Annotated in this window: 22 protein-coding genes; 14 read left to right on the top strand and 8 right to left on the bottom strand. The window is 73.7% G+C overall.

Features of this window, described 5'->3' with window-relative positions:
* Position 1 precedes the first annotated feature (1 nt).
* Entirely contained in the window at positions 2-718 is a 717-nt protein-coding gene (locus tag ACQPYX_RS23360) for an ABC transporter permease (RefSeq protein ID WP_433799655.1), read from the top strand.
* The gene (locus tag ACQPYX_RS23355; RefSeq protein WP_433799654.1) at positions 718-1,650 is read left to right on the top strand and encodes an ABC transporter substrate-binding protein; all 933 of its coding nucleotides are present in this window, start codon (positions 718-720) and stop codon (positions 1,648-1,650) included. Before ACQPYX_RS23360 ends, ACQPYX_RS23355 begins: the two co-directional genes overlap by 1 nt.
* 69 nt (positions 1,651-1,719) lie before the next feature.
* On the opposite strand, the gene ACQPYX_RS23350 is transcribed toward ACQPYX_RS23355, so the two are convergent.
* The 4 genes from ACQPYX_RS23350 to ACQPYX_RS23335 all read right to left on the bottom strand — a co-directional run bounded on the left by ACQPYX_RS23350 (position 1,720) and on the right by ACQPYX_RS23335 (position 7,197).
* Positions 1,720-1,902 carry a DUF6104 family protein gene (locus ACQPYX_RS23350; RefSeq protein ID WP_230755378.1) on the bottom strand — a complete coding sequence of 61 codons (183 nt, stop codon included), beginning with the start codon at positions 1,900-1,902 and terminating at the stop codon, positions 1,720-1,722.
* A gap of 5 nt (positions 1,903-1,907) precedes the next feature.
* Positions 1,908-5,768, bottom strand: coding sequence for a multifunctional oxoglutarate decarboxylase/oxoglutarate dehydrogenase thiamine pyrophosphate-binding subunit/dihydrolipoyllysine-residue succinyltransferase subunit (locus ACQPYX_RS23345; RefSeq protein WP_230755380.1), 3,861 nt, complete (start codon positions 5,766-5,768; stop codon positions 1,908-1,910).
* 110 nt (positions 5,769-5,878) lie between these two features.
* A complete protein-coding gene (locus ACQPYX_RS23340; protein WP_433799653.1) occupies positions 5,879-6,634 on the bottom strand; it encodes a zf-HC2 domain-containing protein in 756 nt (251 codons plus the stop codon).
* Positions 6,631-7,197 (bottom strand): RNA polymerase sigma factor, encoded by a 567-nt coding sequence (locus ACQPYX_RS23335; protein ID WP_433799652.1) that lies wholly within the window; start codon positions 7,195-7,197, stop codon positions 6,631-6,633. The genes ACQPYX_RS23340 and ACQPYX_RS23335 overlap by 4 nt, the downstream gene beginning before the upstream one ends.
* 256 nt (positions 7,198-7,453) lie before the next feature.
* On the opposite strand from ACQPYX_RS23335, the gene ACQPYX_RS23330 reads away from it, so the two are divergent.
* Positions 7,454-8,143 carry a CHRD domain-containing protein gene (locus ACQPYX_RS23330; protein ID WP_230755385.1) on the top strand — a complete coding sequence of 230 codons (690 nt, stop codon included), beginning with the start codon at positions 7,454-7,456 and terminating at the stop codon, positions 8,141-8,143.
* A gap of 5 nt (positions 8,144-8,148) precedes the next feature.
* Positions 8,149-8,715, top strand: a complete 567-nt coding sequence (locus ACQPYX_RS23325) for a sortase domain-containing protein (protein ID WP_433799651.1) — start codon at positions 8,149-8,151, stop codon at positions 8,713-8,715.
* A 76-nt stretch (positions 8,716-8,791) separates the two neighbouring features.
* Here ACQPYX_RS23325 and ACQPYX_RS23320 read toward each other — a convergent pair whose 3' ends face one another.
* On the bottom strand, positions 8,792-12,616 hold the full coding sequence (locus ACQPYX_RS23320; RefSeq protein ID WP_433803792.1) for an ABC transporter ATP-binding protein: 3,825 nt from the start codon (positions 12,614-12,616) through the stop codon (positions 8,792-8,794).
* Between the two features lie 218 nt (positions 12,617-12,834).
* On the opposite strand from ACQPYX_RS23320, the gene ACQPYX_RS23315 reads away from it, so the two are divergent.
* Both ACQPYX_RS23315 and ACQPYX_RS23310 read left to right on the top strand, forming a co-directional pair.
* Positions 12,835-13,425 (top strand): cysteine dioxygenase, encoded by a 591-nt coding sequence (locus ACQPYX_RS23315; protein ID WP_433799650.1) that lies wholly within the window; start codon positions 12,835-12,837, stop codon positions 13,423-13,425.
* Entirely contained in the window at positions 13,422-13,844 is a 423-nt protein-coding gene (locus ACQPYX_RS23310; RefSeq protein ID WP_433799649.1) for a rhodanese-like domain-containing protein, read from the top strand. Before ACQPYX_RS23315 ends, ACQPYX_RS23310 begins: the two co-directional genes overlap by 4 nt.
* Before the next feature lie 25 nt (positions 13,845-13,869).
* On the opposite strand, the gene ACQPYX_RS23305 is transcribed toward ACQPYX_RS23310, so the two are convergent.
* Both ACQPYX_RS23305 and ACQPYX_RS23300 read right to left on the bottom strand, forming a co-directional pair.
* Complete coding sequence (locus ACQPYX_RS23305) at positions 13,870-15,276, bottom strand: FAD-dependent oxidoreductase (RefSeq protein WP_433799648.1); 1,407 nt, start codon at positions 15,274-15,276, stop codon at positions 13,870-13,872.
* Positions 15,273-15,920, bottom strand: a complete 648-nt coding sequence (locus tag ACQPYX_RS23300; protein ID WP_433799647.1) for a VC0807 family protein — start codon at positions 15,918-15,920, stop codon at positions 15,273-15,275. The genes ACQPYX_RS23305 and ACQPYX_RS23300 overlap by 4 nt, the downstream gene beginning before the upstream one ends.
* A gap of 54 nt (positions 15,921-15,974) precedes the next feature.
* Between ACQPYX_RS23300 and ACQPYX_RS23295 the strand changes: the two genes are divergently transcribed.
* The gene (locus ACQPYX_RS23295) at positions 15,975-16,571 is read left to right on the top strand and encodes a TetR/AcrR family transcriptional regulator (RefSeq protein ID WP_433799646.1); all 597 of its coding nucleotides are present in this window, start codon (positions 15,975-15,977) and stop codon (positions 16,569-16,571) included.
* 22 nt (positions 16,572-16,593) lie between these two features.
* Here the strand turns inward: ACQPYX_RS23295 and ACQPYX_RS23290 are convergent, their stop codons facing one another.
* Positions 16,594-18,927, bottom strand: coding sequence for a transketolase-like TK C-terminal-containing protein (locus ACQPYX_RS23290; RefSeq protein WP_433799645.1), 2,334 nt, complete (start codon positions 18,925-18,927; stop codon positions 16,594-16,596).
* 203 nt (positions 18,928-19,130) lie between these two features.
* Between ACQPYX_RS23290 and ACQPYX_RS23285 the strand changes: the two genes are divergently transcribed.
* The 7 genes from ACQPYX_RS23285 (at position 19,131) to ACQPYX_RS23255 (ending at position 25,124) form a co-directional block, all read left to right on the top strand.
* Positions 19,131-19,586, top strand: coding sequence for an Lrp/AsnC family transcriptional regulator (locus ACQPYX_RS23285; RefSeq protein ID WP_433799644.1), 456 nt, complete (start codon positions 19,131-19,133; stop codon positions 19,584-19,586).
* Between the two features lie 7 nt (positions 19,587-19,593).
* Complete coding sequence (locus ACQPYX_RS23280) at positions 19,594-21,225, top strand: acyl--CoA ligase family protein (RefSeq protein WP_433799643.1); 1,632 nt, start codon at positions 19,594-19,596, stop codon at positions 21,223-21,225.
* Positions 21,226-21,342: 117 nt separating this feature from the next.
* On the top strand, positions 21,343-21,819 hold the full coding sequence (locus ACQPYX_RS23275; RefSeq protein WP_433799642.1) for a hypothetical protein: 477 nt from the start codon (positions 21,343-21,345) through the stop codon (positions 21,817-21,819).
* A gap of 82 nt (positions 21,820-21,901) precedes the next feature.
* Positions 21,902-22,453, top strand: coding sequence for a hypothetical protein (locus ACQPYX_RS23270; protein WP_433799641.1), 552 nt, complete (start codon positions 21,902-21,904; stop codon positions 22,451-22,453).
* Between the two features lie 68 nt (positions 22,454-22,521).
* Positions 22,522-23,022, top strand: a complete 501-nt coding sequence (locus tag ACQPYX_RS23265; RefSeq protein WP_433799640.1) for a hypothetical protein — start codon at positions 22,522-22,524, stop codon at positions 23,020-23,022.
* 61 nt (positions 23,023-23,083) lie between these two features.
* Positions 23,084-24,436 carry an MFS transporter gene (locus tag ACQPYX_RS23260; RefSeq protein ID WP_433799639.1) on the top strand — a complete coding sequence of 451 codons (1,353 nt, stop codon included), beginning with the start codon at positions 23,084-23,086 and terminating at the stop codon, positions 24,434-24,436.
* Between the two features lie 25 nt (positions 24,437-24,461).
* Complete coding sequence (locus ACQPYX_RS23255; RefSeq protein WP_433799638.1) at positions 24,462-25,124, top strand: uridine kinase; 663 nt, start codon at positions 24,462-24,464, stop codon at positions 25,122-25,124.
* The last annotated feature ends 5 nt before the right edge of the window (positions 25,125-25,129 follow it).

The raw sequence follows: 25,129 nt of genomic DNA, 5'->3' as shown, positions 1-25,129 counted from the left end.
CGTGCTGTCGAGTCTCATCGCCTGGTTCGGCGCCCCTGCGCAGTGGTCGGCGGCGGCCGGCATCCCCACCCGCCTGCTCCAGCACCTCGGGTACACCGCCCTCTCCGTGCTGGTCGGCGCCGTCATCGCCATCCCGGTCGGGCTCTACATCGGCCACACCGGCCGGGGACGCCTGCTGGTGGTCGGCCTCGCGAACGGCCTGCGCGCGCTGCCCGAGCTCGGCGTCCTCGTGCTGTTCGTGCTGCTCCTCGGGCTGGGCCTCACCCCCGTGGTCCTGGCGCTGATGCTGCTCGCCATCCCGCCGCTGCTCGCCGGCACCTACGCCGGCATCTCCGGGGTCGACCCGGCCGCCGTCGACGCCGCGCGGGGCATGGGGATGACCGAACGGCAGATCCTGTTCGGCGTCGAACTGCCCAACGCGCTGCCGCTCATGGTCGCCGGGCTGCGGACCGCGACCCTGCAGGTCGTCGCCACGGCCACGATCGCGGCGTTCGTGTCGCTCGGCGGCCTCGGCCGCTACATCGTCGACGGCCAGGCCCAGCGCGACTTCACGCAGATGGCCGGCGGCGCGATCCTCGTCGCCCTGCTCGCGATCGTGCTCGAGGTCGCGCTGCAGGGCGTGCAGCGGGCGGTCACGCCCGGCACCCGCGCCCGTCCCGCGTCCGACCCCGCCACACCCGCCGTCGGGAAGCCCGACACCGTCACTGCTGGAGGCTGATGCTCGTGAGACCGACCCGCGCCCTGGGCGCCTCGTTCCTGGCCGCCCTCGCGCTGCTCGTCGCCGCGTGCGGGGGCGGTGGGGGCGACCCGCTGGCCTCCCAACCGCAGGCCCCCGCCGCGACCGACACCATCCGGGTCGGCTCGGCGAACTTCACCGAGAACCGGCTGCTCGCCGAGATCTACGCGACCGCGCTGTCGATCCGCGGCGTCAAGGTCGAGCGGCAGTTCGGCATCGGCAGCCGTGAGACCTACTTCCCGGGCCTGCGCGACGGGTCGATCGACCTCGTGCCGGAGTACACCGGCAACCTGCTGCAGTACCTCGACGGGCAGGCCACGGCCACGGCACCGGCCGACGTGTACCAGCAGGTGGTGGCGAAGCTGCCGCCGTCGCTGAAGGTCCTGCAGGCCAGCCCGGCCGAGGACAAGGACGCGGTGGTGGTCACCCGCGCGTTCGCCACGCAGAACAACCTCACCTCGCTGGACCAGATCGGCCCGCTGTGCGGGAACATCGTCTTCGGCGGACCGCCCGAGTTCCAGACGCGGCCCTACGGGATCCCCGGCATCCAGAAGTCCTACGGGTGCACGTTCAAGGAGTTCCGCTCGCTCGACGCCGGTGGTCCGCTCACCGTCGCCGCGCTGCGGGACGGGTCGATCCAGGCCGCGGACCTGTTCACCACGGACCCGTCGATCCCGAACAACGACTTCGTGATCCTGCAGGACCCGAAGTCGAACTTCGCCGCGCAGCAGGTCGTGCCGCTGGTCAACGCGTCGAAGCTCGGTAACCCGGCGGTGGCCGACGTGCTCAACCTGATCTCGCAGAAGATGGACACCGCGACGCTGACGGACCTGAACAAGCGTCTGGACGCGCCGGACAAGCCGGACCCCGCCCAGGTGGCCCGGGACTGGCTGTCGTCGGCCGGGATCGGCTGACCGGGGCACCCCTCCCGCACGAACGAACGGCACTCTCGCGCACATAGATGCTGCGAGAGTGCCGTTCGTTCATTCGGGCTCGTCGTCGGAGTCGTCGCGCGCCAGGAACACCGCGAAGCGGTCGGCGGCCCCGGCGTGCTCGGGGTGGGCGTCGACGAAGGCGCGGAGGCGGTCGGCCAGCCACGCCAGGCTGACCTCCTCCTCGCCCCGCCGGTCCTCGAGCTCCTCGATGCCGCGGTCGGTGAAGTACACGACCGCTATTTCCCCTCGATCGCCTCGGCGATCAGCGCCTTCTGCTCCACCTCGTGCACCTTCGCGACGCCGGCCGCGGGTGCGGCCATGCGACGGCGGGAGATGCGGCGCAGCCCGCGCAGCCGCTCGACCTTCTCCGGGAGCATGAGGCCGAGGAACGGCCACGCACCCTGGTTGGCCGGCTCCTCCTGGACCCACGCGATGTCCTGCGCGCCGGAGTAGCGGCCGATGATCGACGCGATCTCGTCGGAGGCGATCGGGTAGAGCTGCTCGAGCCGGACGATCGCGATGTCGTCGTTCCGCCCGGCCTTCTCCCGCGCCGCGACGAGCTCGTAGTAGATCTTGCCCGCGCACATCAGGACCTTCGACGCCCCGGCGGCCTTGTCGTTCGAGGAGAACGTCGGGTCGTCGAGCACCGGGTGGTAGCTGCCCGAGGTGAAGTCCTCGACCGGGCTCACCGCGGCCTTGTTGCGCAGCATCGACTTCGGCGTGAACACGACCAGCGGACGGCGCACGCCGTCGGTGGCGTGGCGGCGCAGCAGGTGGAAGTAGTTCGACGGCGACGACGGCAGCGCCACCGTCATCGAGCCCTCCGCGCACAGCTGCAGGAACCGCTCGATGCGCCCCGAGGTGTGGTCCGGGCCCTGGCCCTCGTGGCCGTGCGGCAGGAGCAGCACGACGTCGGAGGTCTGGCCCCACTTCGCCTCACCGGACGAGATGAACTCGTCGATGATCGACTGGGCGCCGTTGACGAAGTCGCCGAACTGCGCCTCCCAGCAGACCAGGGCGTCGTGGTTGACCACGGAGTAGCCGTACTCGAAGCCGACCGCGGCGAACTCCGAGAGCGCCGAGTCGTAGGGCATGAACTTGCCCTGGTCGGCGGTCAGGTGCCGCAGCGGGACGTACTCCTCGCCGGTCTTCCGGTCGATCAGCACCGAGTGCCGCTGGGTGAACGTGCCGCGGCGCGAGTCCTGCCCGGAGAGCCGGACGAGCTTGCCGTCGATCAGCAGCGACCCGAAGGCGAGCAGCTCGGCCCAGGCCCAGTCGATGCCCTCGGCGGTCTCGGTGGACGACGCCTTCCCGCGGCGCTCCAGCACCGGCTTGACGCGCGGGTGGACGCTGAAGCCCTCCGGGGGCTCCGCGAACGCCTTCGCGATCCGCTGGATGACCTCGAGCGGCACCTTGGTCTGCAGCGAGTTCGGGACCGCCTGCTCCCACTCGACCGAGGGGCTCGGCTCGATCTCCGCCTTCTCGAGCTCCCGGACCTCGTTGAAGACGTGCTCGAGCTGGCTGCCGTAGTCGCGCAGCGCGTGCTCGGCCTCGTCGAGGGAGATGTCACCGCGACCGATCAGCGACTCGGTGTAGGTCTTGCGCACCGAGCGCTTGGCGTCGATGACGTCGTACATCTCCGGCTGGGTCATCGAGGGGTCGTCGCCCTCGTTGTGACCGCGGCGGCGGTAGCAGACCATGTCGATCACGACGTCGGAGTTCCAGCGCTCGCGGAACTCGACCGCCAGGCGCGCCACCCAGACGCACGCCTCGGGGTCGTCGCCGTTCACGTGGAAGACCGGCGCGTCGATCATCTTGGCGACGTCGGTGCAGTAGTGCGTCGAGCGGGTGTGCTCCGGGGCGGTGGTGAAGCCGACCTGGTTGTTCACGACGACGTGCACCGTGCCGCCGGTGCGGTAGCCGCGCAGCAGCGCCAGGTTCAGCGTCTCGGCCACCACGCCCTGGCCCGCGAACGCGGCGTCGCCGTGCATGGCGACGGGCATGACGGTGAAGCCCTCGGGGCCCTTGTCGAGCATGTCCTGCTTCGCGCGGACGATGCCCTCGAGCACGGGGTCGACGGCCTCGAGGTGCGAGGGGTTGCTGGTCAGGGAGACCGTGGTCTCGCCGTCGCCGAACATCCGGAAGAACTTGCCCTCGGCACCGAGGTGGTACTTCACGTCGCCGGAGCCGTGGGCCTGGCCCGGGTCGAGGTTGCCCTCGAACTCGCGGAAGATCTGCGAGACCGGCTTCCCGACGATGTTCGCGAGCACGTTCAGCCGGCCGCGGTGCGGCATGCCGATGACGACCTCGTCCATCTCGTGCGCCGCGGCCTCGTCGAGCACCGCGTCGAGCAGCGGGATGACGGTCTCCGCGCCCTCGAGCGAGAAGCGCTTCTGGCCGACGTACTTGGTCTGCAGGAAGGCCTCGAACGCCTCCGCGGCGTTCAGCTTCGACAGGATGTACTTCTGCTCGGCCGCCGAGACCTTCTCGTGCGGGACCTCGATGCGCTCCTGCAGCCAGGCGCGCTTCTCGGGGTCGAGGATGTGCATGTACTCGACGCCGATCGTGCGGCAGTACGAGTCGCGCAGCACCCCGAGGATGTCCCGCAGCTTCATGCACGAGCGGCCCGCGAAGCCGTCGACCGGGAACTCGCGGTCGAGGTCCCACAGCGTCAGTCCGTGGCTCTGGATGTCCAGGTCGGGGTGCTTGCGCTGCGGGTGGTCCAGCGGGTCGGTGTCGGCCATCAGGTGGCCGCGGTTGCGGTACGCGTCGATCAGCTCGAGGACCCGCGCGGAGCGGTCGATGTTCGACTCCGGCAGGTCCTGCACCCACCGGATCGGCTCGTAGGGGATCCGCAGCGACGCGAAGATGTCGTCGTAGAACCCGTCCTCGCCGAGGACCAGGTGGTGGATGCGGCGCAGGAAGTCGCCGGACTCGGCGCCCTGGATGATCCGGTGGTCGTAGGTCGACGTCAGCGTGATGATCTTGCTGATGCCCATGTTGGCCAGGCGCTCGTCGCTGGCGCCCTGGAACTCGGCCGGGTACTCCATGGCCCCGACGCCGACGATGGTGCCCTGGCCGACGGTCAGGCGCGGCACCGAGTGGTTGGTGCCGATCGTGCCCGGGTTGGTGAGGCTGATCGTCACCCCGGAGAAGTCCTCGGTGCCGAGCTTGCCCGAGCGCGCCTTGCGGACCATCTCCTCGTAGGCGGCCCAGAACTGCGCGAAGTTCATGTTCTCGCAGCCCTTGAGGGCCACGACCACCAGCGAGCGCGAGCCGTCCTTGCCCGGCAGGTCCATCGCCAGGCCGAGGTTCACGTGCCCCGGGTCGACGACGGCGGGCTTGCCCTTCGCGTCGGTGCCGTAGTGGCGGTTCATGTTCGGGAACTGCGCGAGCGCCCGGACCATCGCGTAGCCCAGCAGGTGGGTGAAGGAGACCTTCCCGCCGCGGGTCCGCTTGAGGTGGTTGTTGATGACGATGCGGTTGTCGGCGAGCAGCTTCGCCGGCACCGCGCGCACGCTCGTCGCCGTCGGCAGCTCGAGCGAGGCCTGCATGTTCTTCGCGATCGCGTTCGCCGCGCCGCGCAGGGGCGTCACGCTCTCGTCCGACGACCCGCCGTCGGCGGCCTTGGCCGGCGTGGTGGACCCGGCGGCCGGCTTGCTCTCGCTCTTCGACCCGTTCTGCTGCTGCTCCTTCGGAGCGGGCTTCTCGGCCGCCTTCTGCGCGGTCGCGGAATCGGACCGGGCGGGCGCGCTGCCGTTCGACGACCCGGACGACCCGGCCGATCCCGACGACGCGGCGGAGCCGTTCGAGGAGGCCTTGGCCGCGCCACCGGTGCCCGACCCGCTCGAGCCGTTCTGCTCCCCGCGGCTCGCGCCGGAGTCGGCCGAGCCCGACGCGGAGGTGTCCGCGGACGCGCCGGTGGAGGACGCCGAGCTCGCCCCGGCGACGGAGGACCCGTCGTCGGGGGCGTAGTCGGCGAAGAACTCGTGCCAGGCGGCGTCGACGGAGTCCGGGTCGGCGAGGTACCGCTGGTACATCTCGTCGACCAGCCACTCGTTGGGGCCGAACTGGGCTGCCGGGCTGCTCGTCGACACGGCTGGAGATCGCCTCAATCACACGCGGGAGTGGAAACGGACACCAGGTTAGCCCCCGGCGCGCGCGCGGGTGGGGCCCATGTCGCCCACTGCACCGGTTCACGAAGGGGTCACACGAACCGGGACCGCACCACCTCGTCGCCCTGGGTCGTCGTCACCACGAAACCGGTGGCCTCCCGGGGCAGGACCGGGGAGTTCAACCGGCACACCATCTCGTTCCCACCCGTCCCGACGAAGGCGCCCGCCCCGACCGAGCGCCCGTCCCGGTCGGTGACGGCGACGAGGTAGGTCCGCCCCGGCTCGAACCCGCGGGCGGTCAGCACCACCTCCACGCCCCAGGTGTGCGCGATGGTCGCGGCGTCGGCCTCGACACCGGGGACGAGGGCCTGCACGGCCACCGGTTCCTGCGGCCCCTCGGCGCCGCGCACGCCGAGCCCGTACCCGACGGCGCCGCCCGCCAGGGCCACCACGACCGCGCCCGCCGCGAGCAGCAGTCGCACGCGGGGCCGGCGCCGCGCGAGAGGGGTCACGGCCGCGTCCTGCGGACGCGCCGTGCCCGCCAGGTCCGCCGCGTCCGCCAGGTCCGCCGTGTCCTGCGTGTCCTCCGCGTGGACCCGACGCCGGACCGCGTCGAGGCCGGCCGGACCGGGCCCGGCCGGAACCGCGTCGTCGAGTCGGTCCGGGTCGATCGCGCGCAGCGGCGCGGCGAGCGGGGCGATCGCGTCCCGCTCGGCACGGCAGGACGGGCAGTCGGTCAGGTGCGCGTCGACGGCCCGGTGTTCCGTGGCGTCGAGGCCACCGAGGACGTAGGCCCCGAGCCGTTCGCGCAGCTCCCGGTGCTCCCAATCGTCGGGCGAGGGGTTCACAGCGGCACTCCCGTGTCGTCCATGATCGCGCGCAGGTTCCGCAGGCCGTGGAACACGCGACTGCGCAGTGTCCCCACCGGGACGTCGAGCTCGACGGCCACCTCCGCGTACGGGCGCCCCCGCAGCGCGGTCTCGACGATCGCCACGCGCTGCTCGACGCTGATCCGGCCCAGGGCCTCCTCGACGAACCACGCCGTCACCAGGTCGTCGCTGAACGAGCGGGCCGACCCCCGCGAGGCCCGCTCGGCGACCTCGCCGAGCACGCCGGGGTCGGTCGGCCGCCCCGGGCGCGCCCGGTCCCGCCGGACCTGGTCGACCACCAGGTTGCGGGCGATCGTGAACAGCCACACCCGCAGGCTCGCCACCGCCCCGTCGTAGCGCGCCGCATGACGCCACGCACGGACGAACACCTCCTGCACCACGTCGGCGGCCGCCGCCGCGTCCCGGAGGTGACGGGTCGCGAAGCGGTGCAGCTCGCCGGCGTGCCGCTGGTAGGCGATCTCCAGGTCGGCGTCGCGCCGCAGGTCGAGCGCGGCGAGGACCTCGCCGTCGGTCTCGCCCACGCGGTCCTCCCGTGTCCCGTCCCGGTGCGCGGTCATCGTGCCTGCGCGGGCGTGTGGCCGGGGGGAAGCCCGGGGCGCGGTCGAGCGGGCCGTCGCCGTCATGGTGTCCCTCCGCCGGTGCTCGTCGCCGGTGGATACGGCGCCGCAGCCCGCCGCGTTGAGCCGGCGCCGGAGAAAGTCGCCGGGGCGGTCAACGCGGTCGGCGGGCGCTGCGTAGGGACGGGAGCAACCGGACGAAACGCCCAGGAGGATCCCCGTGCGCCGTACCCCCGTCAGGCTCGCCGCCCTGTCCGCCCTCACCGTCGGCGCGCTCGCGCTCTCCGGCGGGGCCGCCCTCGCGCAGGACGGGCAGGTCGACGAGCCCGCCCGCTTCACCAGCATGTTCACGGTCATGGCGACGCCCGACATGGTGATCGGGCAGAACGGCCAGCCCGCTCCCGGCCAGCCGGGCGCCACCGGGAGCTTCGACTACCGGATCAACTCCGACGAGGAGATCATCTGCTACGACCTGCGCCTCGAGGGCGTCACCGGCGAGTACCAGAGCCCGGCCCGGACGGCCACGCACATCCACGAGGCCGCCGCCGGCGCCTCGGGCCCGCCGCGCATCGCGTTCCCGAACCCGCAGGGCGAGGGCGCCACCCGGACCAGTTCCGGCTGCCTGCAGGGCCCCTTCACCACCGGCGTCCAGGCGAACGGGCAGGACAGCGGCACCGGCTTCTCGCTCAAGCAGATCGAGGCGAACCCGGCCGCGTTCTTCGGCGACACGCACACCGCGGACTTCACCGCGGGCACCGTCCGCGGGCAGCTGACGCCCGTCCCGATGGGCGGCGTGGAGACCGGCGCCGGCGGCGCGACCGACTCCGCCGCCCCGATCGCCCTCGGTGCGGCGGCCCTCGCCGCGGCGGGCGCTGCGGGCGCGGTGGCGTACCGGCGGTCGCGGGCCTGAAGCCGGTGACCGGTGCGCGGGCGACGCTCCTGCTGCTCCTGGGCCTGCTCCTCGCGGGCTGCGCCGCCCCGGTCCCGACGGCGGGTGGTGCCGCACCCGCCGTCGGGCCGGTCGTGGGGCCGGTCACCGGGCCGGTTCCGGTGTCGGTGCGGGTGCCCGCGATCGGGGTGGACCGCGACGACGTGCAGCGGCTGGGTCTCGCGGCGGACGGCACCGCGGAGGTGCCGACCGACTTCGACCGCGTCGGCTGGTTCGCCGGGGGACCGGCCCGGGAGGGGCGCGGGCCGACCGTGCTGCTCGGCCACGTCGACTCCCGGACCGGCCCCGCCGTCTTCTACCGGCTGCGCGACCTGCGTCCCGGCGACGTCGTCGAGGTCGGCCGCTCGGACGGGTCGGGAGCGCGCTACGCGGTGAGCAGGATCGAGCAGGTGCCGAAGGACCGGTTCCCCACCTTCGCGGTGTTCGGCGCGACGGCCGACGACGTCCTGCGGCTCGTGACGTGCGCCGGCGCGTTCGACCGGGGGGCGCGCAGCTACACCGACAACCTCGTGGTGCATGCGGAGCGTGTGTGAACCGGTACGGGGGGTGTCTGCGGAGGCCCTGTGACGGGGCCGTGGCGTCGAGGGGGCGCCGCGGCCCCGTTCCCCGTCAGGCCATGCCGACGGCCGCCCCGCTCTGCTGTTCGACCAGTTCCTCCGCGTCGTCGGCGGTCGCGGCGCCGGTGCGCCAGAGCAGGGCGTAGCGCCCGTCGGCGGCGAGCAGCTCGTCGTGGCTGCCCTCCTCGACGATCCGCCCGTCGTGCAGCACCACGATGTGGTCGGCCCGCGCCGCGGTGGCCAGGCGGTGCGCGACGACGAAGGTGGTGCGGCGCGCCGCCACGCGGTCGCCCGCGGCGAGCACGGCCGACTCGGTGGCCGGGTCGAGGGCTGCGGTGGCCTCGTCGAGCAGCAGCAGGGCCGGGTCGACCAGCTCGGCGCGGGCGAGGGCCACGAGCTGGCGCTGCCCGGCGGAGAGCCCGCCGCCGCGCTCGCCGACAGGCTGGCGGAAGCCGGCGGGCAGCGAGCGGACGACGTCGAGCGCGCCGACCCGGCGGGCCGCCTCCTCGATCTGGGCGGGCGTGGCGTCGGGGCGCCCGTAGGCGATGTTCGACGCCACGTCGCCGACGAACAGGTGCGCCTCCTGCGGCACGACGCCCAGCCGGCGGCGCAGCCCGGCGAGGTCGTAGTCGCGGACGTCGACGCCGTCGACGAGCACGCTGCCGCGGGTCGCGTCGTAGAACCGGGCGACGAGCTTCACCACCGTCGACTTGCCGGCGCCCGTCGCCCCGACCAGGGCCACGGTGCGGCCCGCGGGCACGTGCAGCGACACGTCGGAGAGCGCGGGCGCACCGTCGGAGCCGGCGTAGGAGAACCCGACGTCGCGCAGCTCGACCTCGCCGCGCAGCGTGCTCACGGGCACCGGGTGCGCGGCCGCGGGCACGGTGGTCGGCGTGCGAAGCAGTTCGGAGATGCGGGTGAGACCCACCCGGGCCTGCTGGTAGCCGTCGAAGACCTGCGAGAGCTGTTGCACCGGCCCGAAGAACATGGCCAGGTAGAGCAGGAACGCCACGAGCACGCCCGACGACAGGTCGCCGCCGGCCACCCGGGCCGCCCCGACGCCGAGCACCGCGGCCTGCGCCAGGTCGGAGAGCAGGTTCGCGCCGGGGAAGTAGGTCGCGATCAGGCGCTGCGCCCGCAGCCGCGCGCGGCGGTAGGCGTCCGAGTGGTCGGCGAAGTGGGCCGCCGAGCGCTCCTCGTGGGTGTGCGCCTGGGCGACCCGCAGGCCCGCCACGTTCTCCTGCAGGTCCGCGTTGACCACGCTGACCCGCTCGCGGGCCTCGGCGTAGGCGACCGAGGAGAGCTTGCGGAACACGAGCGTCGCCACGATCAGGACCGGCATGACCGACAGCGCGACGAGCGCGAGCTCGACGTCGGTGAGCAGCAGCGCGGTGGCGACGCCGAGGACCGTCAGCAACGCCACGACGGCCTGGGCCAGCCCGGTCTGCAGGAAAGACGACAGGGCGTCGACGTCCGTCGTCATCCGCGTCATGATCCGGCCGCCCAGCTCGCGCTCGTAGAAGTCGAGGCCGAGCCGCTGCAGGTGGGCGAAGCTGCGCACCCGCAGCAGGTAGAGCCGGCTCTCGCCCACCCGCGCGGTGAGCACCGTCTGGAACCAGACGACCACCCAGTCCACGAGGACCACCGCGAGCCCGATGCCGACCGCGAGCGCGAGCACCGAGGGCGACCGGCCGTTGATGCCGCCGTCGACGGCGACGCGGGCGAGGGTGGGGAAGGCGAGCGTGGCGAGGGCGTCCAGTGCGACGAGGGCGATGACCACGGCGAGCGCCCACCGCACGGGCCGCAGCAACCGGCCGAGGCGGAACCCGGGGTCGGGCGCCGTCGGGTCCTCGCCGTGCAGATCGGGCCGCTCGTCGGCGGGCGGGAGCTTCGCGAGCGCGGACTCCATCTCCGCGGACGCGACGCTCCCGTCGAGGCCGGCGCTCACGGCGCGGTCGCCCCGGTCGCCGCCGACGGCACGGTCGCCGCGGTCGCCCCGGTCGCCCGGGGGAGCGTCCGCCCCGTCGGTCCGGGGCCCGGCGGGCCAGAGTTCGGGGGTGACGCCGTCGGGGCCGGGCAGGTCGGGCTCCGGGCGGCGCACGGCCTCGTCGATGCGCTCGCCGGGACCGGCGAGCAGGGCGGTGAACAGGGCGCACCGTTCGGTGAGCTCGGCGGCCGTGCCGACGTCGACGACCCGGCCCGCGTCGAGGACCGCGATCCGGTCGGCGAGCGCGAGGGTGGAGCGGCGGTGGGCGATGACGAGGGTGGTGCGCTGCGCGGTGACCGCGCGCAGCGTCTCGCCGATCGCGGCCTCGGTGGCCGCGTCGACGGCGCTGGTGGCGTCGTCGAGCACGAGGACCCGCGGGTCGTAGAGCAGCGCCCGCGCGAGGGCGATGCGCTGGCGCTGGCCGCCGGAGAGCGTCAGCCCGCGCTCGCCGACCCGCGTGTCGTAGCCCTCGGGCAGCTCGGAGACGAAGCCGTCGGCCTGCGCGGCCCGGGCGGCGGCGCGCACCTGCTCGTCGGTCGCGTCGGGGCAGCCGTAGGCGATGTTCGCCCGCACCGTGTCGGAGAAGAGGAAGGCCTCCTCGAAGACCACGCCGACGGTGCGGCGCAGCGAGGTGAGCGAGAGGTCGCGCACGTCGGTGTCGCCGACCCGGACCGCGCCCTGCTGCACGTCGTAGAAGCGCGGGATGAGCAGGGCGATCGTCGACTTGCCCGAGCCCGCCGTGCCGATTACCGCCAGCGTCTCGCCGGGCTCGACGCGCAGGGACAGCCCGTCGAGCACCGGCTCGGAGCGGGCGTAGCCGAAGCGGACGTCGTCGAGCTCCACCGGGACCGGGCCCGCGGGGACCGGGACGCGGTGCGGCGCCTCGGCGTCGGCGACGATGTCCGGCTGGGAGTCGATCAGCTCGTACACCCGCTCGACGCCGGACCGGGCGAGCTGCCCGACGACGACGAGGCCCGCGACCATCCGGGCGGGCCCGATCAGGGCGGCGATGTAGGTGGTGAAGGCGAGGAACACACCGACGGTGATCTGGCCGGAGAGGGCGAGCCCGCCGCCGAGGGCGAACACCACGAGCTGGCCGACCGTGGGGAGGGCGGCGAGCGTCGGCGTGAGGCGCGCGGTGAGGCGCGCGGCGCGCAGCCGGTCGCCGTACAGCTCGCCGGCGAGCCGGGCCAACCGCCCGGTCTCCCGCTCCTCCTGTCCGAAGCCCTTGACCACGCGGACCCCGGTGACCGTCTCCTCGACGCCCTGGGCCACCTCGGCCGCCCGTTGCTGGGCCGCCCACGTGGCGGGGTAGAGCTTGCGGCGCATGACCGTGGTGAAGGCCAGCGCGACCGGCAGCGTGACCAGCGCGACGACGGTGAGCAGCGGCGACAGGAACAGCATGATCACCACGGACACGACGACCTGCGCGAGCGTGCCCACCGAGTACGGCACCATCCCGAGCAGGCCCTGGACCTGCTGCAGGTCGGAGTTCGCGCGCGAGACGACCTGCCCGGTGCGCAGCGCGTCCTGGCGCGGCCCGTCGAGACGGGAGATCGACCCGAACACCCGCCGCCGCAGGTCGTGCTGGACCGACAGCGAGAGCCGCCCGCCGAGGTAGCGCCGCAGGAAGGCCATGCCGAACTTGATGACGGCGAGGCCCACGAAGGCCCCGACGACGAGACCCAGACCCTCGGTGGACCCCTTGACGGCCCGGTCGACGGCCACGGCGGTGAGCAGCGGGCCGACCGACTCGAGGCTCACCCCGAGGACGGAGGCACCGACCGACGCGACGGTCAGCCCGCGGTGGCGCCAGCAGTCACGGGCGAGACGGGCCACCCACCCGGTGGTCCCGCCGCTGGGTCTCTCGGAGTCCGGCACGGAGTCCAGGCTAGGTGGGGGGTCCGACAGCGTGCCCGTCGGAGAAGGTGGTAAGAACATCACGTGCAGCTCCGCGTCCGCATCGACCCGTTCTGGGTCAGCCGTCGCGCGCACATGTTCGACCAGTTCTGTCGCTGACGAACGCCCTCCGTTCCCCGCGCGGCCGTGTGCCCGGGGGAGCGCTCCCCGCGGTCGAGCCCCGGCCGCGCACCCCGCGAGGCGTCGTCATGACCGCAGTCCTGCCTGCCCCCTCCTTCCTGCCCCGCACGCTGCACGGCGACCGTCGCCGCTGGCACGACGGGCCCACCCCGGTGAGCCTCGGCGACCTCACCGCGCTGACCCGACAGGTCGCCGCCGAGGTCGTCGCCGGGCACCACGCCGTCGAGATCGACACGACCCACCGCTGGTCGCGCCGCCTGCACGCCGACCCGCACCTCGACGTCTGGTTGATCAGCTGGGCCACCGAGCAGGCCGCCGAGCTGCACGACCACGGCGGGTCGATCGGCGCCCTCACCATCGTCAGCGGCGAGCTGACCGAGTGGCGCTGGAGCGCCGGGCAGGCCGACGACCACCTGGCCACCCCCGAGGAGATCGCGTCCCGCGGGCCCGGCCTGCGACGCCGGGTCCTGACGGCGGGTGCGGGCGCCGCCTTCCCGCTCGGGCACGTCCACGACGTCTCGAACCGCCGCACCGAGGCCGCCGTCAGCGTCCACGCCTACTCACCGCCGCTCTCGGCGATGTCGTACTACGCGGTCGAGCGCGGGACCCTGACCCGGACGCGCTCGGAGCTCGTGGAACCGGGAGCATCGCCGGAGTGACCACGATCGCCGACCTCCTCGCCGCCGCCCGCGCCCGCCTGACGCGGCTCGAGCCGACCGACGCGGCCCGCGTGCTCGAGCGGGGCGGCCGGCTCGTCGACATCCGGCCCGGCTGGCAGCGGGTCGCCGAGGGCGAGGTGCCCGGCGCCGTCGTCATCGAGCGCAACCACCTGGAGTGGCGCCTCGACCCCACGTCGGACGCCCGCATCCCGGAGGCGACCGACCACGACGTGCCGTGGGTGGTGCTGTGTTCCGAGGGCTACACGTCCTCGCTGGCCGCCGCGGCCCTGCAGGACCTCGGCATCCACCGGGCCACCGACGTCGTCGGGGGGTTCCGCGCCTGGCAGGAGGCCGGACTCCCGACGGCGCCCGGCACCGGCGAGCCCCCGGACTATGCGCTGCGCGCAGGTGAGCACTAAGGGGGCCTATCACCCCACTTTCTGCTCACGAGCGCGAAGCGCACCCCGCGACCACCCCGTCCGGGCGGACCAGCATCGCCCGCGGGCCGCGGACGACGGTGGTGCGGTCGTCCGACGTCGGGCCGTCGCCGGTCACCACGCGCGTCCACCGGCCGTCCCGCGCGACCTCGGCGAGCCGGCGCCCGTCGTCGAGCACGACCTCGGGGGCGAGGCGCCCGACGAGCGGGTCGTCGCCCGGCTGCGCGATCGGGGCGTGCACCTCGGGGCCGGCGAGCAGTCGGGCGGCGGCGGTCGCCCCGGGACGGGTGGCCAGTGCGTCGCCGACGAACCGACGCAGCGCGATCGTCTTCGGGTCCGGCCGCATCAGGGCGACCTGGGCCCGGGTCAGTTCCAGCACGGCGGCCGCGGCCGGGCGGCGCTCCGTGTCGTACGTGTCGAGCAGCGACTCCGGTTCCCACCCGTGCACCACCGCGGCGAGCTTCCAGCCCAGGTTCATCGCGTCGGACAGGCCGAGCCCGAGTCCCTGGCCACCGAACGGCGGGTGCACGTGGGCGGCGTCGCCGGCGAGCAGCACCCGGCCGTGCCGGTAGGCGTCGACCTGACGGCTGTTGTCGGTCCAGCGGGTCGCGCTGTGGACCGCCGTGACCCGCGCCTGCGTGCCCGACACGTGGCGCAGGGACTTCTCCAGCTCCTCCGCGGTCACGGGCGCGTCGCGGTCGGCGGGCGGGCCGTCGAACTCGACGGTGAGGATGCGCCCGGGCTGCGGACCGACGCACCACACGCCGTGCGGGCCGTGCTGCCAGCCGTGTTCCAGGCCGTCGGTGTCGGCGAGATCGACCAGCGCCTGCCGTCCGGTGATCTCGGGGTCCGTCCCCGGGAACCCGACGCCCACCGCGCGCCGGACGACGCTGCGCCCGCCGTCCGCGCCCACCACCCAGGAGGCCGTCCACTCCCCGTGGTCGGTCGCCACGGTGACCTTTGGGCCCGACCCGACCACACCCGTCGTCGTGACCCCGCGGTGGACCGGCACGCCGAGGCCGGCCGCATGGTCGAGCAGGATCGCCTCGAGCTCGTGCTGGGGGATCGCGAGGAGCGTCGGGACCGGGCCGTGCCCGGCGTCGGGGAGGTCCATGAGGTCGAGCCGCAGCGGCATCCCGGCGAGGTGCCCCGCGAATCGCGGCCCGGGTCCCGTGGTCGGGCGCACGAAGCCGGCCATGAACCGCTGCTGGACCTCCAGCCCGCGCTCGAGGAGGCCGCGGCGGTCCAGCGCGTGCACCGCGGAGGCGACGACGGAGCCGGCCTTGATCGTGCGGTCCGGTTCGCTGTGCCGTTCGAGGACGGCGACGTCGACACCGGCCAGGGCGAGCTCGGCGGCCGTGAGCAGCCCGACCGGACCGCCGCCGACGACGAGGACCTCGTGGTGGGTGGTCATGACGCGATCTCCTTCTCGACGAGGGCAGTGAGCCCCTCTACGGACACGGCCCCGCTGACCACGGCGGCGACGACGATCGCGGCCACCGTGACGACGCCGCCGAGCCAGGGCAGCCAGGACTCCGGGACGACGTAGGCGCCGACCGCGCGGCCCACGCAGTCGAGGCCGAGCACCGCGCCCCACACGGCGGTGTAGCGGCGTTCGAGGCGCCGGAAGGGCGCGGACCCGGCCGCGAGCCGGTGCCAGGCGGCGACCTTCGTGGCGTCGCCGCGCGTGACGAACGGGATCAGACCGGCCGACATGATCGGCGTCCCGGTCCGGCACGAGAGCAGCATCGCGACCGCGATCGTGGCGCTGACCAGCGCGTCCTTCGCGACGATGAGGCGCGGGTCGCCGACGACGAGCCCGGCGAGGATGCCGACGACGGCGGTCGCGAGCATCAGCGCCGCGAGCCGGTTGAGGCGGTGGCCGCCGAGCAGGGAGCCGACGGTGCGGACGACCGGGATCACCGCGCCGGCGGTGAGGGCGGCGACGGTGCCGCCGCCGAGATGGGAGACGACGACCGTCGCGGCGAGGGGCAGGGCGACGTCGACGACCAGGGGCAGGAGGGTGGAGCCGGAGCGCGGAGGCGCTGTGGTTGGCACGGACCTGAACTTATGCTCGACCTAATCTTCGGTCAAGTCGGTTAGGCTCGCGGCGTGACCCAGGGGCTGCGGGAGCGCAAGAAGCAGGCGACGCGTGCGCACATCTCGGCGGTCGCCACCCGGCTGTTCATCGATCAGGGCTTCGAGGCGACGACGATCGCGCAGATCGCGGAGCAGGCCGAGGTCGCGAAGATGACGGTGACGAACTACTTCCCGCTCAAGGAGGACCTGTTCTTCGACCGGGCGCCGGAGATCGTCGCCCTGCTCGCGGAGGTGGTCACCCGTCGTCCGGCGGAAACGACGCCGGCCGCCGCGGTGTGCGCGGCCTACCTGGAGGGGCTCGACGCCCGCTGGCCGCCGCTGGGTTTCGGCAGTGCCGACTTCACCCGGGCGATCGCGGCGAGCCCGGCGCTGCAGGCTCGGGGCCGGTCGATGCTCGCCGAGCAGGAGGAGGCCCTCGCCGCGGTGCTCGTGGCCGAGGCGCGGGCCGCCGATCCCGACGACGACGGGCTGGACGCCCGTCTGGAGGCCTCCCGCCTCGCCGGGATCGTCCGCGTGCTCGTGGCCGAACTCGTCGGGCGCGTCCAGGCCGGCGAGCCGGAGGAGGCCGTCCTGGAGCGGGTGCGGCGGGCCGCCCGTGAGTACTTCTGACGGTCATACCCGTCACAACTGCTCACAGGCGCGCAGCGCACCGCACGATCGCGTCCGCGTCGATGTCGTGCAGCGCGTGCGCGGACGCCAGGTCGGAGGACTGCCCGAACCCACTGACGCCGAGGTGTTCCGCCCGCACGCCGTGCACGCCCGCGAGGAACGCGAGGGTGTGCGGGTGCCCGTCGAGCACGGTGACCAGCGGCGCCGCGCGGTCGACGGGGAAGCAGGCGTCGAGGATCCACGTCGGGTCGCCGGTGTCGGCGCGCCGGGCCCGCAGCGCCCGGAACAAGCGGTCGGCGCTGGTCACGACGACGACGTCGGCCGGGACGCCCATCGCGCCCAGCCGGTCCGCCGCGGCCAGCGCGTTCGGCACCGTCGGCCCCATCGCCGCGATCGTCACGCGCGGCGCCTCCGCGGAACGCCGCAGCACGTACCCGCCCGCGACGACCTGACGACGCCGCTCCTCCCGCGCCGCCGGGTCCTCCGGCACGGCGGCCAGGGACTGGTCGACCGGCGCGGTCGACAGCCGCAGGTACGACGACGACCCGTCCGGCCGGCCCAGGCGACCGAGGCCGTCGAGCAGGCACCACGTCACCTCGAGCGCGAACGCCGGCTCGAAGGCGACGCAGCCGGGCTGCTCCAGGCCGATCGAGGGCGTGGTGATCGACTGGTGGGCGCCGCCCTCCGGCGCCAGCGACACCCCGGACGGGGTCCCGACGAGGATCGACTGCCCGCCCGCGTACATCCCGAACGACCACGGCTCCAGCGCGCGCGAGACGAACGGGTCGTAAAGCACCCCGATCGGCAGCAGCGGCTCACCCCACCGCGACCAGGTCGCCCCCAGCTCGCCGAGCAGTCCCACGAGGTTCGTCTCGGCGATCCCCAGCTCGACGTGCTGACCGGTCGGGCGCTCGCGCCAGTGCAGGATCGTCTCGGCGTCGTCGGCGAACCAGTCGCGCCGCTCCGAGACCGCCCACGAGCCGACCTTGTTCAGCCAGCCGCCCAGGTTCGTGGAGCTCGCCACGTCCGGCGAGCAGGTCACGACCCGGCGGGCCGCCTCCGGCGCGGAGCGGGTGAGGTCGAGCAGCGCCCGCCCGAGCGCCTGCTGCGTGTTGCCCGTGCCCGACGGCGGCCGTCCCAGGTCGGTCGGGACGGTCACCGCCGGCGCCGTCCCGACGACCGGTCGCTCGAGTCGGGCCGCGACGGTGGCGCAGAGCTCGGCGGCCGCCCCGCCGCGGGGCAGTGGCGCCCACGGCTCGTCGAGATCGGCGCCGACGCGGGCGGCGAGCTCGCGCATCTGCGGCTCGGACAGCAGCGAGGAGTGGTTCTGCGGGTGGCCCTGCGTCGCGAGGCCGTAGCCCTTCACGGTGTAGGCGAAGATCACCGTGGGGCGGGTGTCGTCGATGCGCGCGTAGGCGTCGAGCAGGGCGCCGAGGTCGTGGCCGCCGAGGTTGCGGATCGCCGCGTGGACGCCGTCGTCGTCGATCGTCTCGAGCAGCGCGGCCAACCGGGGGCCGTCGTCCGGAAGGCCCTGGGGGAGCCGTTCGCGCAGCTCCGCCGGGGTGCACCGCAGCAGGCGCTGGTACTCCGGGTTGGTCATCGTGTCGATGCGGCGGCGCAGCGCGTCGCCGCCCTCCCGCGCGAACAGCTCGGTCAGCACGCGGCCGTACTTGACCGTGATGACCTGCCACCCGGCCGCCTCGAAGAGCCCCTGCAGGCGGGTGGCGGAGATGTCGGGGACGACGCGGTCGAGCGACTGGCGGTTGAAGTCGACGATCCAGGTGATCTCGCCGAGCTCGCGCACCATGGGGTCGAGGACGGCCTCCCAGACCGCGCCCTCGTCGAGCTCGGCGTCGCCGACCAGGGAGAACTGGCGGCCGGTGCCGGCCCGTCCGCCGACCCCGTCGGCGTAGCGCCGCGCGATGGCGCCCCAGATCGGGGCGGTGGCGCCGATGCCGACCGAGCCGGTGGAGTAGTCGACGGGGTCGGGGTCCTTCGACCGCGACGGGTAGGACTGCAGCCCGCCCTGCTCCCGCAGCGTCGTCAGGAACCGGGTGTTGAGGCGGCCGAGCAGGTGGTTGATCGCGTGCAGCACCGGACTGGCGTGCGGTTTCACCGACACGCGGTCCTCGGCGCGCAGCGCGCCGAACCACAGCGACGTCATGATCGAGACGATCGACGCCGACGACGCCTGGTGGCCGCCGACCTTGAGCCCGCCCGGGTTGGGCCGCACCCGGTTGGCGTGGTCGACGATCGCCGTGGCCAGCCAGAGCACGCGGCGCTCCACGTCGGCGAGGGCGTCCAGGGTGGGCGTGCTGCTCGTCGTGCTGGTCGGCTCGGTGACGCGCGCGGTCATCGCAGGGCTCCGGAGGGCGTGGGAGGTCGGGGTCGACGGGGCCGGCGGGGGGTGACCCGCCGGCGGCCGCACGCGGACGGCCGGCTCCGGTGGGACGGCACGTCGAACGGCCATGGAACCCACCACGCGCACCACGGACAAGTCGGACCGTCGTTCCACGCAAAGCTCGACGCAGATCGGCGGCTTCGGCGAGGATTCGTTGCGTGGAGCACCCCCGCGGCGCCGCCGACGTCGACGACACCGACCACCGCCTGCTGGCCCTGCTGCGCGAGGACGGACGACGGACCTTCTCCGACATGGCGCCGCGCCTCGGACTGTCGGTGGCCGCGGTCAAGCGGCGGGTCGACCGGCTCCGTGAGATCGGAGTGATCACCGGGTTCACCGTGCAGGTCGACCCGACCCGGCTCGGGTGGGGCGTCGAGGCCTTCACCGAGGTGCGCTACGCGGGCAGCACCCCGGTCGGCGACATCGTGTCCACCGCGTCGACCGTGCCCGAGGTCCAGGCCGTCTACACGATCGCGGGCGACCCCGACGCGCTCGTCCAGGTCCGCGCGCGCGACCTCGCCGACCTGCAGCGCGTGATCGACCGGCTCCGCCGCGCGGGCACGATCACCGGCACGAAGACGTTGATGGTGCTCGGGCGCTGGACGCGGGCATGATGCGTCGGTGACTGCCGAGACCTGGATCACCGAGCTGACCCCGCTGTCGTTCCTGCGCCGCTCGGCGGCGGTCTATCCGGACAGGACGGCGATCGTCCACGGGTCGTCGCGCTGGACCTACGCCGAGTTCGGTCGCGACGCCCAGCGCCTGGCGCGGGGGCTGCGGGCCTCGGGGGTGCAGCCCGGTGACCGGGTCGCGTGCCTGCTGCCGAACGTCCCGGCGATGCTGCACGCGCACTTCGGGGTGCCGCTGGCGGGTGCGGTCCTGGTCGCGGTGAACACGCGCCTGTCCGCCGAGGAGGTCCGCTACATCCTCGACCACTCCGGCGCGACGATGCTGATCGTCGACTCGGAACTGCTGGCCGCGGTCGACCCGATCCGCGACTCGCTGGAGACGGTCCGCGAGATCGTCGTCCACACCGACCCCGAGGGCCCGGGGACCGGTGCTGACGGATACGCCGAACTGCTCGCGCGCGGCGACGAGGGCGACGACCTGTCGTGGGACGTCGACGACGAGCGCTCCACGATCTCGATCAACTACACCTCCGGCACCACCGGCCGCCCGAAGGGCGTGCAGTACCACCACCGCGGCGCGTACCTGAACTCCTTCGGCGAGATCGTGCACAGCTACCACGACCCGTCGAGCGTCTACCTGTGGACGCTGCCGATGTTCCACTGCAACGGCTGGTGCACCCCGTGGGCGATCACCGCGATCGGCGGCACCCACGTCTGCCTGCGCGAGGTCCGCGGCGACGCGATCTGGTCGCTGATCGGCGAGCACCGCGTCACCCACCTCAACGGCGCCCCGACCGTCGTCACGACGATCATGAACGCGGCCGAGGCGCAGCAGCTCGACTACCCGCTGGTGGTCACGACCGCCGGGGCGCCGCCGAGCCCGACGACGATCCTGGAGATGGAGCGCCTCGGGTTCCGGGTGGTGCACGTCTACGGGCTCACCGAGGTCTACGGCCCGTACACCGTGTGCCAGTGGCAGGATGACTGGGCGACGCAGGAGCCGACCGAGCGGGCGCGGCTGCAGGCCCGCCAGGGCGTCGCGATGGTGCAGGCCGACCCGGTGCGTGTGGTCGAGACCCTCGACGACGAGGTGACCGACTGGGCGTCGGTGGAGCTCGTCGACGTCCCCGCGGACGGCACGACGATGGGCGAGATCGTCATGCGCGGCAACAACGTGATGAGCGGCTACTACCGCGACGACGAGGCGACCGCGAAGGCGTTCGCCGGCGGCTGGTACCACTCCGGCGACCTCGGCGTGATGCACCCCGACGGCTACGTCGAGCTCCGCGACCGCGCCAAGGACGTGATCATCTCCGGCGGCGAGAACATCTCCACCGTCGAGGTCGAGCAGGCGGTGCTCTCGCACCCGGCGGTGCTCGAGGCGGCCGTCGTCGGGGTCCCCGACGAGCGCTGGGGCGAGCGGCCCAAGGCGTTCATCACGCTGCGGCAGGGGCAGTCGGTCGAGCCCGACGACGTCGTCGAGCACGTGAAGACGCAGATCGCCCGGTACAAGGCACCCCGCGAGGTGGAGGTGGTCGACGAACTGCCGAAGACCTCCACCGGCAAGATCCAGAAGTTCGAGCTGCGCGCCAAGGAGTGGGGCGGGCAGGAGCGGAAGATCTAGAGGTGGCCTACGGCCCTGTGAGTACTCATCCGTGCTCTGACACGGATGAGTACTCACGGGGCGAAGCCACATCACGAGGAGGTAACGGACGGCGGGGTTAGGCCGATAGGCCCAACGATGAGCCTCCCGACGGATCCGTTCGCCGCGCCCTCGACCGCCCCGCAGGCGGTCGTCCTGCGTCGGGCCGCGACCGACCCCGACGCGCGCCGCACCCGCCCGACGCTGGTCGCGGGCGGTGCGGCCGGCCTCCTCGCGGTCGGGGCGACCGTCACCGGCGTCGTCCTGACGACGGGTGGTCCCACTCCCGCGCCGGCCGCCCTCGCCCCGTCCGCGGGCGCCGCCGCCACCCTCGTCCCACCGGTCGTCGGGTCCCCGATCGTGCCCACCGAGGTCGCCCCACCCGTCGTCACCACCCGGGAGCGCCCGGCGGCGCGGACCACCCGCAGCACCCCGCAGCGCCGGGCGCGGACGGTGTCCCCGCAGGTCAGGGACGCACGCGAGATCATGGCCGTCGTGCGCGAGCGGATCGCCGAGGCCCGGGAGCAGGCCCGGGAGCGGGCGCGGACACACCGCCACGGACCGCACCACCGCTGAGTGCACGCATGCCTCGCCCCGGTGCGGGGAACGCAGCCCCGACCGTGCACCATGCACACGAGAAGACCCGGGAGCGAGCAGCGTGAGCGAGCAGTACGAGGCCGTCGTGGACAACGACACGAGCCCCCTCGACGACGAGCCGTCGGTCGTGCTCGACGAGGACCGCATCGGCACCGACCCGCTCGAGGACGGCATGGACACCGCGGAGGACTACAGCCGCGACGTCAAGCTGGGCGGGGACGACAACGACCCGGACCGCGACTCGATCGCCTACCGCCTCCCGCAGGAGGAGCCGGACGTCGTCGAGGAGCTCGAGGAGCCCCCGGGCCGTCCGATCGCGGCGACCCCGGCGATGGAGCTCGACGAGTCCGTGGACGACCCGCAGAACGCCGTCGACGGCGTGGGCGACGTCGGCACCAGCGGTGCCCCGGTCGCCGACCCGCTCGACCCCGACGGCGCCGTCGACGCGCAGCTCGCGGGCGAGGTGCAGGTCGGGCTCTCCTCGGCGGCGGACGCGGCCGAGGAGACCGGGCTGGCGGCCGACGACCGGGTCGGGGAGGTGTCCGCGGTGGAGAACGAGTGGCCCACCGAGGGCGCCGAGCAGCAGGCGCTGCACGTGGACCAGGAGAGCTGAGCGCCCTGGAACTCCCCGCCGCCCTCCGCGACCGCCGCCTCCGCACGGGGGCGGCGGCGGTCGTGCTGGTGCTCGTGGTCTTCGCGGCCGGCGCGCTGGTGGGCGGCTGGCGGCCGTTCTCCTCCCGTCCCGACGTCTACACGTTCGGGCCGGGCGGCGACCTCGCCGCGTTCACGCTCTTCGACGGGCAGTGCGCCACCGGACGTCTCGGCGTCGGCGCGAGCTACACCGACTCGTCGAACGCCCCGTGCGGCGACCCGCACGACCTCGAGGTGGTCGGCAGCGCCACGCCGCTGAACTCCAGCCGCGAGGTGAACTACCCGGGGGCCGCGGCGTTCGCGGAGTACGGGCGGGCGTTCTGCGCGATGGTGGTGGCGTCGGGGCAGGTGGCGCCGTCCGCGGGCGGCGTGGACAAGTCGGCGCTGCAGGTGGCCGCGGTGGTCCCGGCCCAGTCCGTCTTCGACGCCCCGAACGGCCCGGCGTCCGGCTCGTCCGGCGGCCGTCTGGTCTCCTGCGTCATCAGCCGTTCGGACGGCGAGAAGCTGACGGATCGCTTCTCCGTGATCTGATCCTTCCGCTGTGTGAAGTTCCCGTTGCCTCGCACGGGTGTGACGCGCACCATGCATCGCCATGGCCGATGCAGCAGCCGCCCAGCTGAACGATCCCGTCGCCCGACGGCGCATCAAACGCCGCGCCGTCGTCGCCAGCACCGTCGGCACCACCATCGAGTGGTACGACTTCTTCCTCTACAACACCGCCGCCGCCCTCGTGTTCGGCCCGTTGTTCTTCAACAACTCCGAGTCCGGCGGCGTGCTGCTCGCGTTCTCCACGCAGTTCGTCGGCTTCGCCGCGCGGCCCCTCGGCGCGGCGATCTTCGGTCACTACGGCGACCGGATCGGCCGGAAGTACTCGCTCGTCGCCACCCTGCTGATCATGGGTGGCGCGACCGTGCTCATCGGTCTGCTGCCGACCTACGACACGATCGGGGTCTGGGCCCCGGTCCTGCTGACGATCCTGCGCGTGCTGCAGGGCATCGGCGTCGGCGGGGAGTGGGGCGGCTCGGTGCTCATGGCGATGGAGTGGGGGCATCGTCGTCAGCGCGGCCTCATGGCGGCCTGGCCGCAGGCGGGCGTGCCGATCGGGCTGGCCGTCGGCACCTTCGTCGTCTGGGCGTTCGCCGGACCCGGCTTCCTCGACGGCGGGTGGCGCTGGCCGTTCATCGCCTCGGTCGTGCTCATCGCGATCGGGCTGGTCGTGCGCCTGACGGTGCTGGAGTCGCCCGCGTTCGCCGCCGTCCGGTCGAGCGGGACCGTCGCGAAGCTGCCGCTGGTCGACACCTTCAAGCACCAGTGGCGCGACGTGCTCAAGGCGCTGTTCGTGCGCACCGCCGAGCAGGCTCCGTTCTACCTGTTCACCTCGTTCGTGCTGGTCTACGGCACGCAGCAGCTGAAGCTGCAGCGCGCCGACCTGCTGCTCTACCTCATCGTCGCCGCGCTGATCGGCATCGTGTCCGTGCCGTTCTTCGGGTGGCTCTCCGACCAGCTCGGACGCCGTCTGGTCTACGGCGCGGGCGTGGTGCTCACCGGGCTCTACGCGTTCCCGTACTTCTGGCTGCTCGACACCCGCGTCGGCGGCCTCGTGATCCTCGGGATGATCCTCGGCCTGGTCTTCCACGACATGATGTACGGCCCGCAGGCGGCGCTGATCTCCGAGTCGTTCGGGACCGGCATCCGCTACACCGGCGCCGGGCTGGGCTACCAGCTCGCGTCGATCACCGCCGGCGGCCCGGCGCCGCTGATCGCGACGGCCGTGCTGGCCTCGACGGGCAGCACGTTCTGGATCTCGATCTACATCATCGGGTGTGCGGTGGTGTCGCTGATCGCGCTCGCGACGATGCACCCGCGGCCGCCGGACGAGTACGACGAGCACTCCGAGGACGGGTCCGCCGTGCCGGTGGTCGACGGGGAGCGGGCGCAGGCCTGACGGCGCCTCGGGCATCCTGGGCTCGATGTCGATCGCCCCGCTCACTCCGGACGCCCTGCTCGACCGGCTCGCCGAGGCGGTGCACGCACTGCCCGTTCCCGACGACGCCTCGGGAGACGGAGCGCAGCGGAGCTCGACCCCGGGAGCCGTGCGGGTGCTGCTCGACGGTGCTGCCGCGGCGCGGCCGGACCGCTGGGCCGACGGGCTGGTCGACCGGCTGCAGCGGTTGTCGCGGCCGGTCCTGCGGGTGTCGGCGTGGGACTTCCTCCGGCCGGCGTCGGTGCGGCTGGAGCGGGGCCGCACCGACCCGGACGCGTTCTACGACGACTGGCTCGACGCCGGGGCCCTCGTGCGCGAGGTACTGGCGCCGGCCGCCGTCGGGAAGCCGGTCCTGCCCCGGCTGTGGGACGTGACGACCGACCGCGCCGTGCGCGCCGAGCGGGTGCCGCTGGGGCCGGGCGGCGTCGTCATCGTCGACGGGCCGCTGCTGCTCGGGCGCGGTCTGCCCGCGGAGCTCGAGGTGCACGTGGCGATGTCGGCCGCCGCCCTCGCGCGGCGCACGCCCGACGACGAGGCCTGGACGCTGCCCGCGTACGACCGCTACGACGAGGAGGTGGCGCCGCAGGACCTGGTGCCGTTCGTCGTGCTCGCCGACCACCCGGACCGGCCCGCCCTCAAGACCCCCTGACCCCC

This window comes from Actinomycetospora sp. CA-084318, from assembly GCF_050955885.1.
Classification (GTDB): domain Bacteria; phylum Actinomycetota; class Actinomycetes; order Mycobacteriales; family Pseudonocardiaceae; genus Actinomycetospora.
This window is presented reverse-complemented; position numbering and strand designations above follow the sequence as displayed.